This window comes from Actinosynnema sp. NPDC020468 (genome assembly GCF_040642015.1).
Classification (GTDB): Bacteria; Actinomycetota; Actinomycetes; order Mycobacteriales; family Pseudonocardiaceae; genus Actinosynnema.
Genome location: NZ_JBFAEO010000010.1, coordinates 119301 through 139382, shown reverse-complemented (window position 1 = coordinate 139382; position 20082 = coordinate 119301). Strand labels below are relative to the sequence as shown.

The window sequence follows — 20082 nt, the reverse complement described above, 5'->3', positions numbered from 1 at the left end:
AGCAGCGATGGGAGTACGCGTGTCGAGGTCCGTACTGGTCACCGGCGGCAACCGGGGAATCGGCCTGGCGATCGCCCGTGCGTTCGCCGCGCAGGGCGACAAGGTCGCGGTGACACATCGCGGCTCGGGCGCGCCCGACGGCCTGTTCGGCGTGAAGTGCGACGTGACGAGCGCGGCCGAGGTGGACGCCGCGTTCACCGAGGTCGAGGCCGCGCACGGGCCGGTCGAGGTGGTCGTGGCGAACGCCGGCATCACCGACGACACCCTGCTGCTGCGGATGACCGACGAGCAGTTCTCCCGCGTCGTCGACGCCAACCTCACCGGCGCGTTCCGGGTCGCCCAGCGGGCGTCCAAGGGCATGCTGCGCAAGCGCTACGGCCGGATCGTGTTCATCTCCTCGGTCGTCGGCCTCACCGGCGGCGCGGGCCAGGTCAACTACGCGGCCAGCAAGGCGGGCCTGGTGGGCGTCGCCCGGTCGATCGCCCGCGAACTCGGCACCCGCAACATCACCGCGAACGTCGTCGCGCCCGGGTTCATCACCACGGACATGACCGACGCGCTGCCCGAGGACCGCAAGAAGCAGATCCTCGCCCAGGTGCCGTCCGGCCGGTACGGCACCACCGAGGAGATCGCCGCCGCCGTCACGTTCCTGGCCTCCGACGCCGCCGCCTACATCACCGGCGCGGTGCTGCCGGTCGACGGCGGCCTCGGCATGGGCCACTGACTTCACCAACCCCCTTATCTCGGAGGAACTTTCGTGTCGGGTCTGCTCGAAGGCAAGCGGCTGCTGGTCACCGGTGTGATCACGGACGCGTCCATCGGCTTCCACATCGCCAAGGTCGCGCAGGAGCAGGGCGCGCAGGTCGTGCTCACCGGGTTCGGCCGGATGAGCCTCGTGGAGCGGATCGCCAAGCGGCTGCCCCAGCCCGCGCCGGTGATCGAGCTCGACGTGCAGAACCAGGAACACCTGGACACGCTGGCCGACCGGGTCCGCGAGCACGTCGACGGCCTCGACGGCGTCGTGCACGCGATCGGCTACGCGCCGCCCAGCTGCCTGGGCGCGCCGTTCATGGACGCGCCGTGGGAGGACGTGGCCACCGCCCTGCACGTCTCGGCGTACTCGTACAAGTCGCTCGTCGGCGCGCTGCTGCCGCTGCTGACCCGCGGCTCGTCCGTGGTGGGCCTGGACTTCGACGCCCGCCAGGTGTGGCCCGCCTACAACTGGATGGGCCCGGCGAAGGCGGCGTTCGAGTCGATCAACCGGTACCTGGCGCGCGACCTCGGTCCGGAGGGCATCCGGGTCAACCTGGTGTCGGCCGGCCCGGTGCGCACGATGGCCGCCAAGTCCATCCCCGGCTTCTCGGAGCTGGAGGCCATGTGGGGCGACAAGGCGCCGCTCGGCTGGAACGTGGACGACCCGACCCCGGTCGCGAAGTCCGTGTGCGGCCTGCTGTCCGACTGGTTCCCGGCCACCACCGGCTCGATGGTGTTCGTCGACGGCGGCGTGCACTTCCTGGGTCTGTAGGACGCGTCCGACCGGGTCGGCGTGCGCGCGATCACGCCGACCCGGTTGTGCGGCCCTTCCCGGGCAGGGCGAGGATGTCCGGGTGAGTTACGACGCGCTGCTCTGGCTGTCGTTCGGCGGACCCGAAGGACCCGACGACGTCCGACCGTTCCTGGAGAACGTGACCCGCGGACGTGGTGTGCCGCCCGAACGGCTGGACGAGGTCGAGCAGCACTACCGGCACTTCGGCGGGGTTTCGCCGATCAACGCCCTCAACCGCGCCGCCATCGCCGCCGTCGAGCCGCTGGTGGACCTGCCGATCTACTTCGGCAACCGCAACTGGCACCCGATGGTCGAGGACACCCTGGCCACCATGAAGGCCGACGGGGTGCGCCGGGCGCTGGTGTTCCCGACCTCCGCCTACGGCGGCTACTCCGCGTGCCGGCAGTACGACGAGGACGTCCTGCGCGCCCGCGCCGCGGTGCCGGACGCGCCGGAACTGGTGAAGCTGCGGCAGTTCTTCGACCACCCGCTGTTCGTGGAGTCCTTCGCGGACTCGGTGCGCGCGGCGGCGGCCGGGTTCGCCGACTACCGGCTGGTGTTCACCGCGCACTCGGTGCCGGTGGCCGCGGACAAGGCCGCCGGACCGCCCGAGGAGGGCGGCCACCGGTACTCCCGGCAGATCGCGGAGGCGTCCCGGCTGGTCGCCGCGGCGGTCGGCGTCGCCGAGTACGACGTGGTGTGGCAGTCCCGGTCCGGCCCGCCGCAGATCCCGTGGCTGGAGCCGGACGTGGTGGACCACGTGGACCTGTTGCGGGACAAGGGCGTGGCGAACGTCGTGGTGTGCCCGATCGGGTTCGTCAGCGACCACCTCGAGGTGGTGTGGGACCTCGACACCGAGGCCCGGGAGCGCGCCGAGGAGCTGGGCCTGGGGTTCGCCCGGGCCGCGACGCCCAACGCCGACCCCCGGTTCGCCCGGCTGGTCGCCGAACTCGTCGCCGAGCACACGTCCGGCGCCGCGCCGCGCAAGCTCTCCGCGTTCCCGGTCGCGGGCTGCACGCTGAACGGCGCGCCCTGCGCACCGCTGTGCTGCGAACCGGCCAGGCGGCGGTGAGCGTGGACTTCGCCTGGTCGCCGCACCCGGCCGACTGGCGCGTCGCGCTGCGCACCGCCGTGCCGCTGTACCGGTGGGCGCCGTGGTTCGGCCTGGTGCTCGCCGCCCTGGGCGTCGTGGTGCTGGTGCTGGGCATGACCGTCGCCGGCGTCTTCGGGCTGGTGCTGGCTGTGATCATCATCGCACTGGTGCCGGTGGGCACCGCGGTGAACTTCCACAACCACCCGCTCGCGGCCAAGGCGGTCGCCGGCACGGCCGACGCCCACTCGCTGCGGATGTCCGTCGGCAACGCCGCGCGCAGCGAGCTGAGCTGGGCGGAACTGCCGGGGTGGACCGAGAGCGGACGCACGTTCGTGCTGCGCACGCCCGACTCCGGGATGTACGCGGTGCCGCACCGGGCGTTCGCCGGCACCGAGGCCGTCGACCGGTTCCGCGCGCTTCTGGCGGAGCACGTCGGACCGGCCGCCTGACCGCGCGTACCCTTGTCGAGCGTGTCCTGTGCGAGTGTGACGCTGGTCGTCTGGACGTCGGCTTGGCTGCACGGCGCGGCCGCGGCGGACGACGTCCTCGATGCCCTGGGTGTGTGGGCCGAGCTGCACGAGGTGGTCGCCGACGACGACGGCACGGCCACCGCCCTCGACCTGCCCGGCCCGGACGAACGCCCCGTCGGCCCGGCCCTCCTGCTCGCCTCCCTGCGCCGCGCGTCGGTCACCACGGCGCGGCTCGTGCTGCCCGTGGCGGGCGACGTGCGCGGGTTGGGCGGTCAGGGGTTGCTGAGCCAGTACGCGTTGCGCGCGGGCCAGGCCGTCGTGCTGCCGGACGCGGGCGTCGGGCTGGTGCCGAAGCTGGTGGCGGACGGCGTGCTGCGGTGGACGGTGTTCGACCTGCCGTCGGTCACGCCCGCCGAGCACCTGCCGATCGGCGAGGCCGAGCACGGGCTCCAGTCGGCGATGCGCGAGGCGGCGACGGCGCTCGTGACGCTGGACGTGGCGCGGCACCGGCCGAACGTGCGCAAGGAGATCGCGGACCTCTCGGCCGAGCACCAGCGCCTGTCGTGGCCCGCCGGCATGCCGCCGCGGTCGCTGCGGGTGCTGCAACGCGCCGCCGAGGTCGGCGCGATCCTCCAGGTGGCGGCCTCGGACGCGCCGGGCGGCGCGATCTCGGCGTCGGCCACCGCGGCCAGGGACGAGGCGCTGCGCCCGTTGTCGGACGCGGTGCGGCGGGCCAGGCTGGCGGCGGTGGACGAGGCGGTGCGGGTGCTGTCCGACCAGGAGGCGGGCCGCCACTAGCGCGGTGCGCGACGCGTCGGCGGCGCCGCGCCCGGTCGACCGGGTGGGGGCGCGGCGCCGATCCAATGAGGGCGTGATCGCCCTCTCACCCGGCGGTGGGACGTCGTGTCGACTTCGAGCGTGAGCCCACCGCGGGCGTCAGGACAAGCCTCGGCGTGAGGTCCACCCGGCACAGCCTCCGGAAGGGTGACGTGCCGGGCACGTGGTGGCGGTGCGCCAATCCTCCGTGCGGCCACACGGGAACCCATGTCGCCGAATGGTGCAGGGCCGCGGTCGATCCCGATGAGGGCGGAACGGCGTACTCCGCCGAACGTCCGCGGTCGATTCGGCCGGCGCACGCCCACCGGGCGCCCTGGTGTGGTCCGCGACCGGGTGCCGTCGGCCCGCACCCGCGTCGGTCGGTCGCCCCGGATCGGACCCCGGAACGAGGTGGGCGGGCGGGGACCCCGATGTCCCCGCCCGCCCGTCACCCACCGCGCCGGGCCGCCATTCCCGAACACGCCGACCCTGTGATTCCCGGGTCCGCCAGGGGCCAAACCACCCGATCGAATTTTTTTCCGCCCGGATCGGGTTCGTTCCCGGCCCGCCCCGGTGGTGCGGGCTGGAGTCGCTCCACGTCGACCGACGCGGCATTCGTGCGTAGCGTCGAAGGGTGACCTCTGGACTCCCCACCACCGCGGGCGGACTGCGCGCGGCCGGCCACGCGCCGCGCAGCGTCAAGGCCGAACTGCGGGACAACCTGCTCGCCGCGCTCCGCGGGAAGCGCGACCCGTGGCCCGGCATCGTCGGTTTCGACCGCACCGTGCTGCCCCAGCTCGAACGCGCCATCCTGGCCGGCCACGACGTGGTGCTGCTCGGCGAACGCGGTCAGGGCAAAACCCGCCTGCTGCGCACCCTCGTCGGCCTGCTGGACGAGTGGACGCCCGTCATCGCGGGCGCCGAACTCGGCGAACACCCGCTCGACCCCATCACGCCCGAGTCCAAGCGCCGCGCCGCGGAACTCGGCGACGACCTGCCCGTCGCGTGGCGGCACCGCGACGAGCGGTTCTCCGAGAAGCTCGCCACCCCCGACACCAGCGTCGGCGACCTGGTCGGCGACGTCGACCCGGTCAAGGTCGCCCAGGGCCGCAGCCTCGGCGACCCGGAGACGATCCACTACGGCCTGCTGCCCCGGTCGCACCGCGGGATCATCGCCGTCAACGAGCTGCCCGACCTGGCCGAGCGCATCCAGGTGTCGCTGCTCAACGTGATGGAGGAGCGCGACATCCAGATCCGCGGCTACACGCTGCGGCTGCCGCTGGACGTGCTGCTCGTCGCGACCGCGAACCCCGAGGACTACACCAACCGCGGCCGGATCATCACCCCGCTCAAGGACCGGTTCGGCGCCGAGATCCGCACCCACTACCCGCTGGAGGTGCAGGCCGAGGTCGACCTGGTCCGCCAGGAGGCCGAGCTGGTCGCCGAGGTGGGCGACCACCTGCTGGAGGTCGTGGCGCGGTTCGTCCGGCACCTGCGCGAGTCCTCGTCGATCGACCAGCGCTCGGGCGTGTCGGCCCGGTTCGCGGTGGCGGCGGCCGAGACGGTGGCCGCGTCGGCGTTGCGGCGCAGCGCGCTGGTCGGGGAAACCCCGGCCATCGCCCGACCCGTCGACCTGGAGAGCGTGCCGCAGGTGCTGCGCGGCAAGCTGGAGTTCGAGGCCGGTGAGGAGGGTCGCGAGCAGGAGGTGCTGACCCACCTGCTGCGCCGGGCGATCGCGGACACCGCGCGGTCCACGTTCGCCGGGTTGAACCTGCGGTCGCTGGCCGAGGTCGTGTCCGACGGGCACCCGGTGGCCACCGGCGAACGGGTGCACGCGGGCGACCTGCTGGCCGCGCTTCCGGAACTGCCGGTGCTGCACGAGGTCGCGGCCAGGGTCGGCGCGGGACCGACCGACCCGGTGGGGCGCATCGCCTCCGCCGTCGAGTTCGCGCTGGAGTCGCTGTACCTGACCCGCCAGTTGGCCAAGGACGGCGAGGACGACCGCTCGGTGTACGGATGAGCGGTTACCGCTACGACCGCTACGTCGACGGCCCGGACCCGCTCGCGCCGCCGACCGACCTGCGCGCGGCCATGGACGAGCTCGGCCGGGAGGTCATGGAGGGCGCCTCGCCGGACAGCGCGCTGCGCGAGCTGCTGCGCCGCGGCCTGCCCGGCACGACCGGCCTGGACGACCTGACCGCGCGGCTGTGGCAGCGCCGGGCCGCGATCCAGCGCCGGCACCGGCTCGACGGGTCGCTCCAGGAGATCCGCCGACTGCTGGAGGAGGCGCTGGCGGCCGAGCGCCGCGAGCTGTTCCCGGACCCGGACGACGAGGCGCGGTTCCGCGAGGCGCAGCTGGACGCGTTGCCGCAGGGCACCGCGGGCGCCGTGCGGGAGCTGGCGAACTACGACTGGCGGTCCGCGCAGGCCCGCGAGTCCTACCGCCGGATCGAGGACCTGCTCGGCAAGGAGTTGCTCGACCAGCGGTTCCAGGGCATGAAGCAGGCCATGGAGAACGTGGACGGCGCCGACGTCGAGCGGATCCGCCGGATGCTGTCCGACCTGACCGACCTGCTGGCGCGCCACGCCCGCGGCGAGGACACGGCGGAGGCGTTCCGCGAGTTCATGCGCGAGCACGGCGAGTTCTTCCCGGAGAACCCGCGCGACACCGACGAGCTGGTCGACGCGCTGGCCGCCCGGTCCGCCGCCGCGCAGCGGATGCTGAACTCGATGACCGAGGAGCAGCGCCAGGAGCTGGCGTCGTTGAGCAGGCAGGCGTTCGGCGACTCGGGCATCGGCGCGCAGCTGTCCACTCTGGACGGGCTGTTGCAGGGGCTGCGGCCGGGCGAGGACTGGTCGGGCAGCGCCCGGTTCCGCGGCAACCAGCCGCTCGGGCTCGGCGAGGGCGCGCAGGCGATGGCGGACCTGGCCGAGCTGGACGCGCTGGCCGAGCAGCTCGCGCAGTCCTACCCCGGCGCGCGGCTCGAGGACATCGACTTGGAGGCGCTGATCCGCCAGTTGGGCGGCGAGGCGGGCGTCGACGCGCGCCGGCTCGCCGAGCTGGAACGGCAGCTGCGCGAGCAGAACCTGCTGGAGAAGGCGCCCGACGGCACGCTGCGGCTGACCCCGAAGGCGTTGCGGCGACTGGGCGAGACCGCGCTGCGCGGGGTGATCGACAGCGTCCGGGCGCAGGGCGCGCGGGACAACGACCGCGCGGGCGCGGCGGGTGAGCCGATCGGCAGCACCCGACCGTGGCGGTTCGGCGACACCGAGCCGTGGAACGTGCCGCGGACGGTGACCAACGCGGTGCTGCGGTCCGCGGGCGGCCCGGTGGCGCTGGACGTGGCCGACGTCGAGGTCAGCGAAACCGAGCAGCGGTCCCGGGCGGCGGTGGCGCTGTGCGTCGACACGTCGTGGTCGATGGTCCAGGACGGCCGGTGGGTGCCGATGAAGCGCACCGCGCTGGCGCTGCACCACCTGATCCGGACGAGGTTCCGCACCGACGCGCTCCAGCTGATCACGTTCGGCCGGCACGCCGAGGCGGTCGACATCGGCCACCTGACCGCGTTGGACGGGGTGTGGGAGCAGGGCACGAACCTGCACCACGCGCTGCTGCTCGCGGGCAGGCACCTGCGCCGGCACCCGGACGCGCAGCCGGTGGTGCTGGTCGTGACCGACGGCGAGCCGACCGCGCACCTGGAGCCGGACGGCACCGCCGAGTTCCACTACCCGCCGCTGCCGGAGACGGTCGCGCGCACGGTCGCCGAGGTGGACGGGCTGGCCAGGCTCGGCGCGTCGGTGACGGTGTTCCGGCTGGGCGACGACCCGCGGCTCGCGAGCTTCGTGGACCTGGTGGCGCGGCGCAGCGGCGGCCGGGTCGTGGCGCCGGACGTGGACGGGCTCGGCGCGGCGGTGGTGGGCGACTACCTGCGCAACCGGAGGCGGTGACCGGTACCGCGCGACCGGACCGGCACGTGCTCCGGTCACCCGACCGAAGCACGTGCCGAATCCTCCCGGGCGCACCGGCGGGTGCCGACCGACCCGGCTATTCCCGCTTTCCGCCGTTCGGGGCGGTGGTCCTCGTCATCCCGGTGGGCGGACGGATCCTTGAACCGGCGAGTTATCGTCGGAGCCATGCAGAGCTGGTCATCCACCCCAGTCCCGCGGGTCGCGGGTCAGCCCCGTCCTCTGAGGCTGTTCGACACCGCCACCGGCGAGGTCCGCCCGACCGCGCCGGGGCCGACGGCCGGGATGTACGTCTGCGGCATCACGCCCTATGACGCCACCCATCTCGGGCACGCGGCGACGTACCTCGCGTTCGACCTCGTCCACCGGGTGTGGCTGGACAACGGCCACGAGGTGCACTACGTGCAGAACGTGACCGATGTGGACGACCCGCTGCTGGAGCGCGCCGCGCGCGACCAGGACGACTGGGTGGTCCTGGCGATGCGCGAGACGGCGCTGTTCCGCGAGGACATGGTGGCGCTGCGCGTGCTGCCGCCGCGCCAGTTCATCGGCGCCGTCGAGGCCATCCCGGAGATCGTGGAGTCGATCGCGAAGCTCATCGCGGCCGGCGTCGCGTACCGGGTGGACGACCCGGAGTACCCCGACGTGTACTTCGACAAGGACGCCACGGGCCGGTTCGGCTACGAGTCGAACTACTCGACCGAGACGATGCTCGGCTTCTTCGCCGAGCGCGGCGGCGACCCGGACCGCGCGGGCAAGCGGCACCCGCTCGACGCGCTGCTGTGGCGGATGGCCCGTCCGGGCGAGCCCTCGTGGCCCTCGGAGCTCGGCGAGGGTCGTCCCGGCTGGCACATCGAGTGCAGCGCGATCGCGCTCAACCGGCTGGGCAGCGGCTTCGACGTGCAGGGCGGCGGGTCGGACCTGATCTTCCCGCACCACGAGTACAGCGCGGCGCACGCCGAGGCGCAGACCGGCGAGCACCCGTTCGCCCGGCACTACGTGCACAGCGGCATGATCGGCCTCGACGGCGAGAAGATGTCGAAGTCGCGCGGCAACCTGGTCTTCGTGTCCAAGCTGCGCGCGGAGAAGGTGGACCCGGGCGCGATCCGGCTCGCCCTGTTCGCCGGGCACTACCGGTCCGACCGCGCGTACACCGACGAGCTGCTGGCGGGGGCGAAGCAGCGGTTGGCGACCTGGCGGCGTGCTGCGGCACTGCCGGCCGCGCAGTCCGCCGAGGCGACCGTGGCCCGGCTGCGCGACCACCTGGGCGACGACCTGGACACGCCGTCGGCGCTCGCCGCGCTGGACGCGTGGGCCGCCGAGGCCTTGTCGACCGGTGGCACCGAGCAGTCCGCGCCGACGCTGTTCCGCGCGGCGGTGGACTCGCTGTTGGGCGTCGAGCTGTAGGACGGGAGGGGCCGCCCCGGTCGCCGGGACGGCCCCGCTCGCTCACGCGCCCAACGTCCAGCTGTTGAGCGTTCCGGTGTCCAGGAGCGCCTGGTCGCGGACCCGGAGCTTCCACGTGCCCGCCGCGACCTCGGACGAGGCGTCGACGGTGTAGGTCTTCTTGAGGTCGTCCGAGCTGCCGCCCGCCCGGTTGTGCAGGTTGTAGACCGTGCCGTCGGGCGCCACCAGGTCGACGATCAGGTCGCCGACGTAGGTGTGCGCGATGTCGACGGTCACCGCGGTGGTGGCGGAGGCGTTCCCGGCGCAGGTCAGCGTGATCTGGCTGTCCACGTCGGAGTTGTCGCCGATCGCCACGTCGGTGTCGTTGGTGACCGGCGAGCAGCCGCCGTCCGGCTTGGTGATCACCCACGAGAACGTGACGGCGGACGACTTGGCCGCCGCGTCGGTGACCGTCGCGGTGACCGAGGAGGTGCCCGCGGTCGTCGGCGTGCCGGACACCAGGCCCGACGTGCTGCCGCTCAGCCCGGCCGGGAGACCGGTGAACGCCCAGGTGTACGGGGTGGTGCCGCCGGTCGCCGCCAGCTGGAGGCTCGCCGGCGTGCCGACGGTGCCGGTCTGGTTGCCCGGGTTGGTCGCCGTCGGACCCGCCGGCACCACGCCGCCGGTGAACAGCAGCTTGTTCGGCGAGCCGGTGCCCGGGTTGGTGATCTTGTTCGGGGTGGACGCGCCGATCAGCGCGGTGGCCACCGCGGCCGGCGACGCGCTGGGGTTGTCCGCGAGGTAGAGCGCCACCGCGCCCGCGACGTGCGGGCTGGCCATCGAGGTGCCCGAGATGGTGTTGGTGGCCGTGTCGTTGGTGTTCCAGGACGACACGATGTTCTGCCCCGGCGCGAAGATGTCGGTGCACGTGCCGTAGTTGGAGAACGACGCGCGGGCGTCGGTGTTGGTCGACGCGTTCACCGTGATCGCCTCGGTCACCCGGGCGGGCGAGGAACTGCACGCGTTCGTGTTGGAGTTGCCCGACGCGACCGCGAACGTGACACCCGCCGCGATCGCGTTGCGCACGGCGGTGTCCGTCGCGGTGTCCGCGCTGCCGCCGAGGCTCATGTTCGCCACGGCGGGCTTGATCGCGTTCTGCGCGACCCAGTTGACGCCGCTGACGACCGCGGACGTGGAGCCGGAGCCCGCGCAGTTGAGCACCTTGACGGCGACCAGCTTCACCTCCTTGGCCAGGCCGTAGGACGTGCCGCCGACGGTGCCCGAGACGTGCGTGCCGTGGCCGTGGCAGTCGGTGTTGTTGCTGTCCACCGTGTTGGTGCCCCAGGTGGCGCGCCCGCCGAAGTCCTGGTGCGTCGTCCGGATGCCGGTGTCCACGATGTAGGCGTGGACGTTGGACGCCGTGGTGCCGTAGTTGTACTTGGAGTCCAACGGCAGGTCGCGCTGGTCGACGCGGTCCTCACCCCAGGACGGCGGGTTGTTCTGGGTGCCGGCGATGGTGACCGGCAGGTCGGCCTGCACGAACTGCACGCGCGGGTCCGCGGCGAGCCGGCGGGCCTGGGTGGCCGACAGCGAGGCGTGGAAGCCGTTCAGCGCGTGCTGCCAGGTCCGGCGGACCTCGCCGCCGTACTTCGCGACGAGCGTGGCCGCGGTCGTCGCGGACAGCGCGCGGGGCGAGGCCGAGTCGCGTAACGCGACCACGTACGAGCCGGGGATGGCGTCGGCGCGTTCGGCCCCGAGCACGTCGGCCTCCGCGTGCGCGGTGCCGGCCGTGCCGAAGGCCAGCGCGGTGGCCGACACGGCGGCGAGACCGAGCGCGGCCAGTCTGGAGGTGGTTCGGGCGTCTCCCATGTCAGGGTTCTCCCTCGGGCAGGGTGGCCCGACCGCGTCGGCGGGTGCGCCGGGCGGTACGGGCTCGCAGGGGTGGAGACGTTCGCGCGAACGCGGTGTTGCGACCTGGTCACCTGCATCGTCGGGACAAAACGGATGTCCGAACAGCCCCGTTAGTCGTAATCGTGCGGTAGGAGCGTTGCGCCCGTGATCGATCAGGAGCCGAAGCGCTCGGCCCGGTAGACCCGCCAGCGGTCCAGCATCGCGGGCATCTCGCGGTGCAGGAACTCGAAGAACTCGAGCGTTTCGGAGATGCGCCGACCTGCGGCGGAGTCGGCCCCGAGGGCATTCATGCCCTCGCGGAGCGGAGCTTCCCAGCGGGCCAGCGCCTGCTCGCGGCGGAACACGACCTCGTACCAGACGTCGTCGTACACCCGGTACACGTCACGACGTGAGCCCGCCTCGCGTTCACGGCTCACCATGCTCACCTGGGTCAGGTAGCGGACCGCGCCGGAGATCGCGGCGGGGGAGACCTGGAGCAGGTCGGCGAGTTCGGCGGCGGTCAGCGTGCCGGAGTCGGTGGCCAGGAGACCGGCGAACACCCGGGCCGGCATGCGGGCCATGCCCGCCTCGACGAACGCGGCGGCGAACCGCTCGATGAACCGCTGCACGGCCTGGTCGTCACGTTTGCCCACCTGGGTCACCGCCGCATCATCCCTTCGGGGGTTTCGATCGGGTGGCAGTTTATACGCTTCCTTAACTTCACGAGTTTGTGAAGACACTGTAGTTTGCGAACCATGACTGATGCGATATCCGTGTCGGGCCTGGTGAAGAATTTCGGCCCGACGCGCGCGCTGGACGGTCTCGACCTGACCGTCCGCACCGGCGAGGTGCACGGCTTCCTCGGCCCCAACGGCGCCGGCAAGTCGACCACCATCCGGGTTCTGCTGGGTCTGCTCCGCGCCGACGGCGGCACCGCCGAGCTGCTCGGCGGCGACCCGTGGCGCGACACCGCCGCCCTGCACCGCCGGCTCGCCTACGTGCCCGGCGACGTGAGCCTGTGGCCCAACCTCACCGGCGGCGAGGTGATCGACCTGCTGGGCAGGCTGCGCGGGGGACTGGACGAGACGCGGCGCAAGGACCTGCTGGAGCGCTTCGAGCTGGACCCGCGCAAGAAGGGTCGCACCTACTCCAAGGGCAACCGGCAGAAGGTCGCCCTGGTCGCCGCCCTCGCCTCCGACGTCGAGCTGCTCATCCTGGACGAGCCGACCTCGGGCCTGGACCCGTTGATGGAGGCGGTGTTCCAGGAGTGCGTGCACGAGCTGCGCGGCGAGCGGACCGTGCTGCTGTCGAGCCACATCCTGGCCGAGGTCGAGGCGCTGTGCGACCGCGTCAGCATCATCCGCAACGGCCGCGCGGTGGAAACCGGCACGCTCGCCGACCTGCGCCACCTGACTCGCACCAGCGTGTCCGCCGAACTCGTCGGCCCGCCGAACGGGCTCGCGTCGCTGCCCGGCGTGCACGACCTCAAGGTCGACGGCAACCGGGTGCGGTTCGAGGTCGACACCGACCACCTGGACGGCGCGCTGCGCGGCCTGGTCGAGTCCGGCGTGCGCACGCTGACCAGTCAGCCGCCCACGCTCGAGGAGCTGTTCCTGCGCCACTACGAGGACGAGCTGCCGACGGTGTCGTCATGAGCGCGCTGACCGGCACCGGCGCGCTGGTCCGGCTGGCGCTGCGGCGCGACCGCCTGCTGCTGCCGATCTGGTTCGTGGCGCTGGTCGGCGTCACGCTGTCCACCGGTTCGGGGCTGAAGACGCTGTACGGCACCGTGGAGGCGCGGCGGGAGCTGACCGCCACGGCCGACGGCAACCCGGCGTTCCTGGCCATGCTCGGGCCGCTCCACGACCCGTCGACCATCGGCGGCGTGCTGGCGTGGCGTTGGGGCGTGTTCGGCGCGCTGCTCATCGGCCTGATGAGCATGTTCCTGGTGGTCAGGCACACCCGCGCGGAGGAGGAGGCCGGTCGGCTCGAACTGGTCGGCTCCGCCGTGGTCGGCCGGCACGCGTCCCTCGCCGCCGCCGTGCTGGTGGTGCTCGCGGCCGACGTGGTGATCGGCCTCGCGGTCGCGGGCGGGTTGATCGGGCTGGACCAGCAGGCGGCGGGCGCGTTCGCGTTCGGCCTCGGGTTCACCGGCGTGGGCTGGGTGTTCGCGGGCGTCGGCGCGGTGACCGCCCAGCTGTCCGAGAGCTCCCGCACGGCCAACTCGCTCTCCGGCGGCGTGCTCGGGCTCGCCTACCTGCTGCGCGCGGTCGGTGACGCGGCGGGCGACCGCGGTCCGCAGTGGCTGACCTGGTTGTCGCCGCTCGGCTGGTTCGAGCAGGGCCGGCCGTTCGCGGGCGACCGCTGGTGGGTGCTGCTGCTCCCGGTGGCGCTGACGGCGCTGCTGGTGGCCTCGGGTGCGGTGCTCGCGACCCGGCGCGACATCGGCGCCGGCCTGCTGGCCACCCGGCTCGGGCCGGCGCGTGCGTCCGGATCGCTGGCCGGCGCGTTCGGCCTGGCCTGGCGGTTGCAGCGGGGCATGGTCGTGGGCTGGACGGTCGCGATGTTCGTGCTGGGCGCGGTGTACGGCGCGGTCGCGCGGGGCGTCGAGGACATGCTGGGCTCGAACGCGTCGCTGGCGAAGATCATCACCGCGATGGGCGGCGCGGGGAAGCTGGTGGACGTCTACCTCGCCTCGATCCTGGGGATCATCGGCCTGTTCAGCTCGATCTACGTGGTCACGGCCCTGCTCAAGGCGCGCTCGGAGGAGACCGACCTGCGCGTCGAGCCGGTGCTGGCCACGCCCGTGACGCGGACGCGCTGGCTCGCGAGCCACGCGGTGTTCGCCGTCGTCGGCACCGCGGTCGTGCTGGCCGCCGCCGGGCTGGGCGCGGGCCTCGTGCACGGCCTGCAAACCGGTGACGCGGGCCAGGTGCCCCGGCTCGTCGGCGCGGCGCTGGCGCAGTTGCCCGCCGCCTGGGTGGTCGCGGGCATCGCGCTCGCGCTGTTCGGGCTGTTCCCCCGGGTGACGGCGGTGAGCTGGGCGTTCCTGGTGATGTTCCTGGTGCTCGGCCAGCTGGGCCCGGTGCTCGGGTTGGACCGGTGGGCGCTCGACCTGTCGCCGTTCACGCACATCCCCAAGGTGCCCGGAGCGGACCTCACCGCCACCCCGCTGGTGCTGCTGACCGCGGTGGCCCTGGCGTTGGGGGTGGCCGGGTTCGTCGGGTTCCGCCGGCGCGACCTCGGCTGAAAGAGAACTTTCGAAAGAATGCTTTCAGATGTACCGTCGGGGCTGTGGACCTTCCCCAGCCCCGACGGATCACCGACGCCGAAGCGCTCAAGGCGTTGGCGCACCCGCTGCGCGTGTCCCTGCTCAACCACCTGATCGCGGTCGGGCCGCGAACCGCCAGCGAGTGCGCCGAGGCCGTCGGCTCCACGGCGTCCAACCTGAGCTGGCACCTGCGCCAACTCGCCCGGTTCGGGTTCGTGGCGCGGGTCGAGGGCACCGGCGGTCGGGACCGGCCGTGGCGCGCCACCGACATCGGCTACGAGATCGGCTCCTTTGACGACGACCCCGCCGTGCGCGCCCAGCAGGACGCCCTCGCCGTGCTGGGGCTCAACGAGGAAAACCGGCTCGCCCAGCGCTTCCTCGACCGCCGGCACGCGCTGCCCGACGAGTGGGTCGAGGCGGCGGGCATGCACGGCTACACGGTCAACGTCACCGCCGAGGAGCTCACCGGCCTGCTCGGCATGATCGACGACATCCTGCGCCCCTACCTGGTGCCGCTGCGCGCGGACGTGCCCGAGGGCGCCGTGCCCGCGCACATCGGCATCCGGGCGTTCCCCCGGTGACCGGCCCGCTGCGGCACGCACCGTTCCGCCGGCTGTGGCTCGCCGGGTTCGTCTCCGAGCTGGGCGACTGGGCGCTGCTCGTCGCGCTGCCCGTGTACGTCTACCAGCGCACCGGCTCGCCGGCCGCCACCGCGACCACGTTCGTGGTGGCGCTGCTGCCCGGCCTCGCGCTGTCCCCGCTCGCGGGCGTGCTCGCCGACCGGTACGACCGTCGCGCGCTGATGATCGTGGTGAGCCTCGCGCAGGCGGCCACCCTGCTTCCCCTGCTGACCGGCGACCTCGTGGTGCTCAACGTGGTCACCGCGGTGCACGCCGCCCTCGCCGCGCTCTTCGAACCGGCCGAGAACGCGCTGCTGCCGACCCTCGTGCCGCGGTCCGAGATCACCGCCGCCAACGGCCTGGTCGGGGTGGGCGGCACCCTCGCCCGGCTCGTCGGCGCGTCGCTGGGCGGCCTCGTGCCGGGCTGGACCGGCTTGACCGGCGTGGTCGTCGCCGACGTCGCGTCGTTCCTGGTCGCCGCGCTGCTGCTGGCGTTCGTCGGCACCCGGGACGAGCCGCGCGACCCCGGACCGACGCCGTGGCGGGCCTGGCTGGACGGCGTGCGCGCGATCCGGGGTCCGCTGCGCCCGATGGTCGGCGTGGTCGGCGGCATGGCGATCGGGCAGGGCATGTTCGTGGTGCTGTTCGTGGTGTTCGTCGCCGAACGGCTCGGCGGGGACGCGGCCGAGGTCGGGCTGCTGCGCGGGGTGCAGGCGGTCGGTGGTCTCGTCGGCGGGCTGCTGGTGGGCGCACTGGTCCGCCGGTGGGAACCCGGCGCGGTGTTCGGCTGGGCGGTGGTGGCGCTCGCACTGGTGTCCGGCGTCATCTGGAACGCGCCCACCACCGGGTTCGCCTTCTTCCTCGGCGCGTTCGCACTGGTCGGCGCGCCGGGCGTGATGGCGGGCGCGGGCCTGGCGTCGATCCTCCAACTGCACACCGAGGACGACACCCGAGGCCGGGTGTCGGCCACGTTCCTGAGCCTGTTCGACGGCGGTCAGGCACTCGGCATGACCCTGGCGGGCGTGCTCACGCCGGTGGTCGGACTGTCCGCGCTGCTCGACGGCCAGGCGGCGGTGATCCTGGCCGCCGGCGTCCTCGCGCTCACCACCACGGTCGGTCGACCGCGGGTCCGGCGACCGGCAGCGTGACGGTGAACGTGCTGCCCTCGCCCGGCCGGGAGCTGACCGCCACCGCGCCGCCGTGCGCCTCCACGATGCCCCGCGTGATGGCCAACCCGAGCCCCGCGCCACCCGGGCCCAGCTGCACGAACGGCTCGAAGATCCGGTCCACCTGATCGGCGGGCACGCCACCGCCGTGGTCCTCCACGTCCACCCACGCCATCGCGCCGCGCACCCCGCACCGCACCTCCACCGGCGAGCCCGGGCCGGACACCTTCACCGCGTTGGCCAGCAGGTTCGTCACCACCTGCACCAACCGGTCGGCGTCACCCCGCACCCGCGTCGGATCGCACCGGGCGACCAGCGGCACGTCGCTCAACCCGGCCGTGCCCTCGACCGCGTCCACCGCGTCGCGCACCACCAGGTCCAGCTCCACCGGCGTCGGGCACAGCAGCAGCCGACCGCTCTGCACCTTCGACAGGTCCAGCACGTCGTTCGCCAACCGCACCAGCCGGTCGGTGTTGTGCACCGCGATCGACACCAGCTTCTCGGCCTGCTCCTCCAGCGCGCCGAACCGGCCCGTCGCCAACAGCTCCAGCGACCCGTGCACCGAGGTCAGCGGCGTCCGCAGCTCGTGGCTGACCAGGGCGACGAAGTCGTGCTTGGCCTGCTCCACGTCCCGTGCCGCGAGCGCCGCCTGCACGACCGCGCACTCCAACTCGACCCACGCGCCGAGGTCGGCCAACCACCGCCGCTGCCGCTCGTCCAGCTCGCGCGGCCGGCGGTCGATGACGCACAGGGTGCCGATGTGCTGCCCCGACGGCGCGCTGATCGGCTGACCCGCGTAGAACCGCAACCGCTCGTCGCGCACCGCCGGGAACTCCCGGAACCGGGTGTCCGCGGCCAGGTCGGGCACCTCGAACACGTCGTCCTGGCGGATCGCGAACGAGCACACCGAGACGCTGCGCGGCGTTTCGGTCGCGGTCAGCCCGACGCACGACTTGAACCACTGCCGGTCCTCGTCCACCAGGGTGACCAGCGCGATCGGCGCCTCCAGCACGTCGCACGCCAACCGGGTGATCCGGTCGAAGCGCTCCTCGCGCGGGGTGTCGAGCAACCGCAGCGCGCGCAGCGCGGCGAGGCGGTGCGGCTCGGCGTTCCAGGACTCGTCGCTCATCCTCGGGAGTATCGGCAGGTCGACGCCCGGAAGCGTTCGCCTTCACCGCTTCGAGTGAACCTCTGCGCTCGCCGCACGCGTGTCGGTCACCCGAACCGCCCCCGTCCGGCGCACGGGGTTCGCGACAAGGATCGAGAACACCGTGGTGCAGTACGAGGACCGGCTCATCGCGTGACGGCACCCCCGACGGGCGATGGAGGCGACCCTCACCCGGTCGGCAGGCCTCTTCGGGTGAGCAGCACCGCCGCGGTGACGGCCGTGGCCACCGCCGGCGCGAGGAACGCCGCCGTCGCGTCCAGGTGGTAGAGCGGCACGAACGCGAGCGGTGAGACCGCCGCGCCCAGGAACCGCAGCGCCTGCACCACCGACACCGAGCCGCCCGGGGTGTCGCCGCGCAACGCGATCGCGTTCAACCCGACCACCACGGCCTGCGACAACGCGCCCGCCGCCGCCCACAGCACGCCGACCGCGACCAGGTTCGGCAGCACGCCCACCAGCGCCACCACCACCGCGCCCACCACCGCGCCGACCCGGGCCGACCGGCGCGGACCGACGTGGTCGACGAACCAGCCGGTGAGCCGCGCGGTCGCGATGCCCGCCACCCCGAACCCGGTCAGCAGCAGCCCGCGTTCGCCGGACGTGAGGCCGAAGTCGTCACCCAGCCGCAGCGCCACCAGGTAGGACAACCCGCCGAGACAACCCCACACCACCATCCCGGTGCCGGCCAACCGCAGCGTGCGCCACGTCCACGCGCTCCGCAGTCCCGGTCGCTGTTCGCGCGGCGGGTCGGCGGGCAGCCCGCCGACCGCGAGCCCCACCGCCACCACGGCCGCTCCCGCGAACGCCCACCGCCACGACACCTCGGCCGCCAGCCCGCCGACCAGCGGCGCCGTCGTCTGCCCGGCCGCCTGCATGGACGCGAACAACCCGAGGCTGCGCCCCAACCGCTCGGCCGGCGTCACCGCCGCGATGGTCGCCAGCAGCAGGGGAGTGGTGAACGAGTTCGCCGCGCCCTGGAGCGCCCTACCGGCGAGCAGGACCGGGAACGTCCACGCGACCACGCACAGCACCGACGCCAGCGCGTACACCACGTACGCCACCAGCACCGTCCGCCGGGCGCCCCAGCGCGCGCCCAACGCCCCCGACACCACCATGAGCGCCGCGAACGGCAGCAGGTAGGCGGTCAACGATCCGGCGGCCACCCCGGCCGACACCCGGAAGTCCCCGCCGATCTCGGGCAGCACCGACGACGTGACCGCGCCGCCGAACGGCCCGAGGAAGCCACCCGCGTACAGCGCCGCGACGGCGATCCGACGTCGGGGGTGGCCTCCGGCCCCCGGTTCGATCGTCCCCCGTGCCACCGACATCTTCGCGAGACCTCCGTCCGGACCACGCCCCTGCCGGGTCCCCTTGCCCGGACCACGTGTCCTGCCGCCGGGTCCTCCGTCCAGGCCCCGAGTCGCTCCGCCGGACTCCGCGCGTGCGGGCCTCTCCGTCCGGACCTCGTGCGATCGGGGCTTTCCCCGCCGGACCCGCGCGCCGTCGAGCCCCTGTGAGGACCCTGCGGCCGGTCGGACCCCGGAGGCCGGGACCCGCGCGCGTGGTCCGGGTTCGCCGGGTCGTCCTCCGTCGGGAGGAACCCGCGCGCGGCGCGTTCCGGTACCCCGGCGGCGTGATCCGGTGGTGTGACGCGCGCCGCGGCCGCCTACAGGCCCGTCGGACCCCGGCCCGGTCCCCGGCCGCGGCGGCGCAGGTAGCGCTCGAACTCGGCCGCTATGGCGTCGCCGCTGGCCTCGGTGATCTCGATCTCCGCGTCGCCGCGCTCCTCCAGCGCCCGGACGTAGTTGCGCACGTCCTCGTCCTCGTCAGCCATCTCGCTGACCGTGCGCTCCCACTCCTCGGCCTGCTCCGGCAGCGCGCCCAGCGGCACCTCGACGTCGAGCACCTCCTCCACGCGGTGCAGCAGCGCGAGGGTGGCCTTCGGCGACGGCGGCTGCGACACGTAGTGCGGCACCGCGGCCCAGAACGAGATGGCCGGCACACCCGCCTGCACGCACAGGTCCTGGAACACGCCCACGATGCCCGTCGGACCCTCGTAGCGGGACCGCTCCAGCCCGAACTTCGCGGCCGCCGCCGCGTCGTAGGCGGTGCCGGTCACCGGCACGGGCCGGGTGTGCGGGGTGTCCATCAGCAGCGCGCCCAGGGTCACGACGGTGGTGACGCCCAGGTTGTCGATGTGCTCCAGCAACTCGGCCGCGAACTTCCGCCACCGCATGTTCGGTTCGATCCCGTGCACCAGCACGACGTCGGTCGACGAGCCCGGCGGGCGGCACACCGACAGCCGGGTGGTCGGGAACTCCACCCGCCGGGTGATTCCGTCCACCATGCGGACCGTCGGTCTCGTCACCTGGAAGTCGTAGTAGTCGTCGGGGTCGATCTCGGCCAGCGGCGTGGCGTCCCAGGTGAGTTGTAGGTGCTCGATCGCCGTGCTGGCTGCGTCGCCCGCATCGTTCCAACCCTCGAACGCCGCCACCATGATCGGGTTGGTGAGCGGTTTCGCGGGGTCGAAGGGTGTCTGGGCGGCCTGGTCCGGATCGGTCACGGCGTCAGACTACGACCCTCGGCGCGCCCCCGACGCCGTAGGCGTGGCGCGCGTCGGCGCGTGTCTCGGGGCCGGGCCGGGTACACCCGCCGCGAACTGCGCGAACCTTCCGGTCGATCATCGTTTT

17 protein-coding genes are annotated in these 20082 nt (G+C 73.4%); 12 read left to right on the top strand and 5 right to left on the bottom strand.

What is annotated here, in order from left to right; all coding sequences use genetic code 11:
- The first annotated feature begins 19 nt into the window (after window positions 1-19).
- The 8 genes from AB0G50_RS10590 (at window position 20) to mshC (ending at window position 9298) form a co-directional block, all read left to right on the top strand.
- Complete coding sequence (locus AB0G50_RS10590; protein ID WP_360104978.1) at window positions 20-724, top strand: beta-ketoacyl-ACP reductase; 705 nt, start codon at window positions 20-22, stop codon at window positions 722-724.
- A gap of 33 nt (window positions 725-757) precedes the next feature.
- Window positions 758-1525, top strand: coding sequence for an enoyl-ACP reductase FabI (gene fabI / locus AB0G50_RS10585; RefSeq protein WP_360104975.1), 768 nt, complete (start codon window positions 758-760; stop codon window positions 1523-1525).
- A gap of 82 nt (window positions 1526-1607) precedes the next feature.
- Window positions 1608-2618, top strand: a complete 1011-nt coding sequence (locus AB0G50_RS10580; RefSeq protein WP_360104972.1) for a ferrochelatase — start codon at window positions 1608-1610, stop codon at window positions 2616-2618.
- Window positions 2591-3088 (top strand): YcxB family protein, encoded by a 498-nt coding sequence (locus AB0G50_RS10575; protein WP_360104969.1) that lies wholly within the window; start codon window positions 2591-2593, stop codon window positions 3086-3088. Before AB0G50_RS10580 ends, AB0G50_RS10575 begins: the two co-directional genes overlap by 28 nt.
- Before the next feature lie 21 nt (window positions 3089-3109).
- Window positions 3110-3907 (top strand): hypothetical protein, encoded by a 798-nt coding sequence (locus AB0G50_RS10570; RefSeq protein WP_360104966.1) that lies wholly within the window; start codon window positions 3110-3112, stop codon window positions 3905-3907.
- Between the two features lie 652 nt (window positions 3908-4559).
- Complete coding sequence (locus AB0G50_RS10565; protein ID WP_360104963.1) at window positions 4560-5945, top strand: sigma 54-interacting transcriptional regulator; 1386 nt, start codon at window positions 4560-4562, stop codon at window positions 5943-5945.
- Window positions 5942-7873: a VWA domain-containing protein gene (locus AB0G50_RS10560; RefSeq protein WP_360104961.1), complete on the top strand. Its 1932-nt coding sequence runs from the start codon at window positions 5942-5944 to the stop codon at window positions 7871-7873. The genes AB0G50_RS10565 and AB0G50_RS10560 overlap by 4 nt, the downstream gene beginning before the upstream one ends.
- A 186-nt stretch (window positions 7874-8059) precedes the next feature.
- Entirely contained in the window at window positions 8060-9298 is a 1239-nt protein-coding gene (gene mshC, locus AB0G50_RS10555; protein WP_360104958.1) for a cysteine--1-D-myo-inosityl 2-amino-2-deoxy-alpha-D-glucopyranoside ligase, read from the top strand.
- Window positions 9299-9340: 42 nt separating this feature from the next.
- On the opposite strand, the gene AB0G50_RS10550 is transcribed toward mshC, so the two are convergent.
- Both AB0G50_RS10550 and AB0G50_RS10545 read right to left on the bottom strand, forming a co-directional pair.
- Entirely contained in the window at window positions 9341-11146 is a 1806-nt protein-coding gene (locus AB0G50_RS10550) for a S8 family serine peptidase (RefSeq protein ID WP_360104956.1), read from the bottom strand.
- Between the two features lie 194 nt (window positions 11147-11340).
- Window positions 11341-11820 carry a MarR family transcriptional regulator gene (locus AB0G50_RS10545; RefSeq protein WP_360104953.1) on the bottom strand — a complete coding sequence of 160 codons (480 nt, stop codon included), beginning with the start codon at window positions 11818-11820 and terminating at the stop codon, window positions 11341-11343.
- A gap of 102 nt (window positions 11821-11922) precedes the next feature.
- On the opposite strand from AB0G50_RS10545, the gene AB0G50_RS10540 reads away from it, so the two are divergent.
- From AB0G50_RS10540 to AB0G50_RS10525, 4 genes are read left to right on the top strand one after another with little or no spacing between them, the layout of a single operon-like run.
- Window positions 11923-12822 carry an ABC transporter ATP-binding protein gene (locus tag AB0G50_RS10540; RefSeq protein ID WP_360104950.1) on the top strand — a complete coding sequence of 300 codons (900 nt, stop codon included), beginning with the start codon at window positions 11923-11925 and terminating at the stop codon, window positions 12820-12822.
- Complete coding sequence (locus AB0G50_RS10535) at window positions 12819-14417, top strand: ABC transporter permease (protein WP_360104947.1); 1599 nt, start codon at window positions 12819-12821, stop codon at window positions 14415-14417. Before AB0G50_RS10540 ends, AB0G50_RS10535 begins: the two co-directional genes overlap by 4 nt.
- A 44-nt stretch (window positions 14418-14461) precedes the next feature.
- Window positions 14462-15019, top strand: a complete 558-nt coding sequence (locus tag AB0G50_RS10530) for a helix-turn-helix domain-containing protein (protein ID WP_360104944.1) — start codon at window positions 14462-14464, stop codon at window positions 15017-15019.
- Window positions 15016-16206, top strand: a complete 1191-nt coding sequence (locus AB0G50_RS10525) for an MFS transporter (RefSeq protein WP_360104941.1) — start codon at window positions 15016-15018, stop codon at window positions 16204-16206. Before AB0G50_RS10530 ends, AB0G50_RS10525 begins: the two co-directional genes overlap by 4 nt.
- On the opposite strand, the gene AB0G50_RS10520 is transcribed toward AB0G50_RS10525, so the two are convergent.
- The 3 genes from AB0G50_RS10520 to AB0G50_RS10510 all read right to left on the bottom strand — a co-directional run bounded on the left by AB0G50_RS10520 (window position 16160) and on the right by AB0G50_RS10510 (window position 19955).
- Complete coding sequence (locus AB0G50_RS10520) at window positions 16160-17353, bottom strand: GAF domain-containing sensor histidine kinase (protein ID WP_360104938.1); 1194 nt, start codon at window positions 17351-17353, stop codon at window positions 16160-16162. The two genes, AB0G50_RS10525 and AB0G50_RS10520, sit on opposite strands and share 47 nt — an antisense overlap.
- 206 nt (window positions 17354-17559) lie before the next feature.
- Window positions 17560-18720: an MFS transporter gene (locus AB0G50_RS10515; RefSeq protein WP_360104935.1), complete on the bottom strand. Its 1161-nt coding sequence runs from the start codon at window positions 18718-18720 to the stop codon at window positions 17560-17562.
- A 338-nt stretch (window positions 18721-19058) separates the two neighbouring features.
- Window positions 19059-19955, bottom strand: coding sequence for a PAC2 family protein (locus AB0G50_RS10510; protein ID WP_360104932.1), 897 nt, complete (start codon window positions 19953-19955; stop codon window positions 19059-19061).
- Window positions 19956-20082 lie beyond the last annotated feature (127 nt).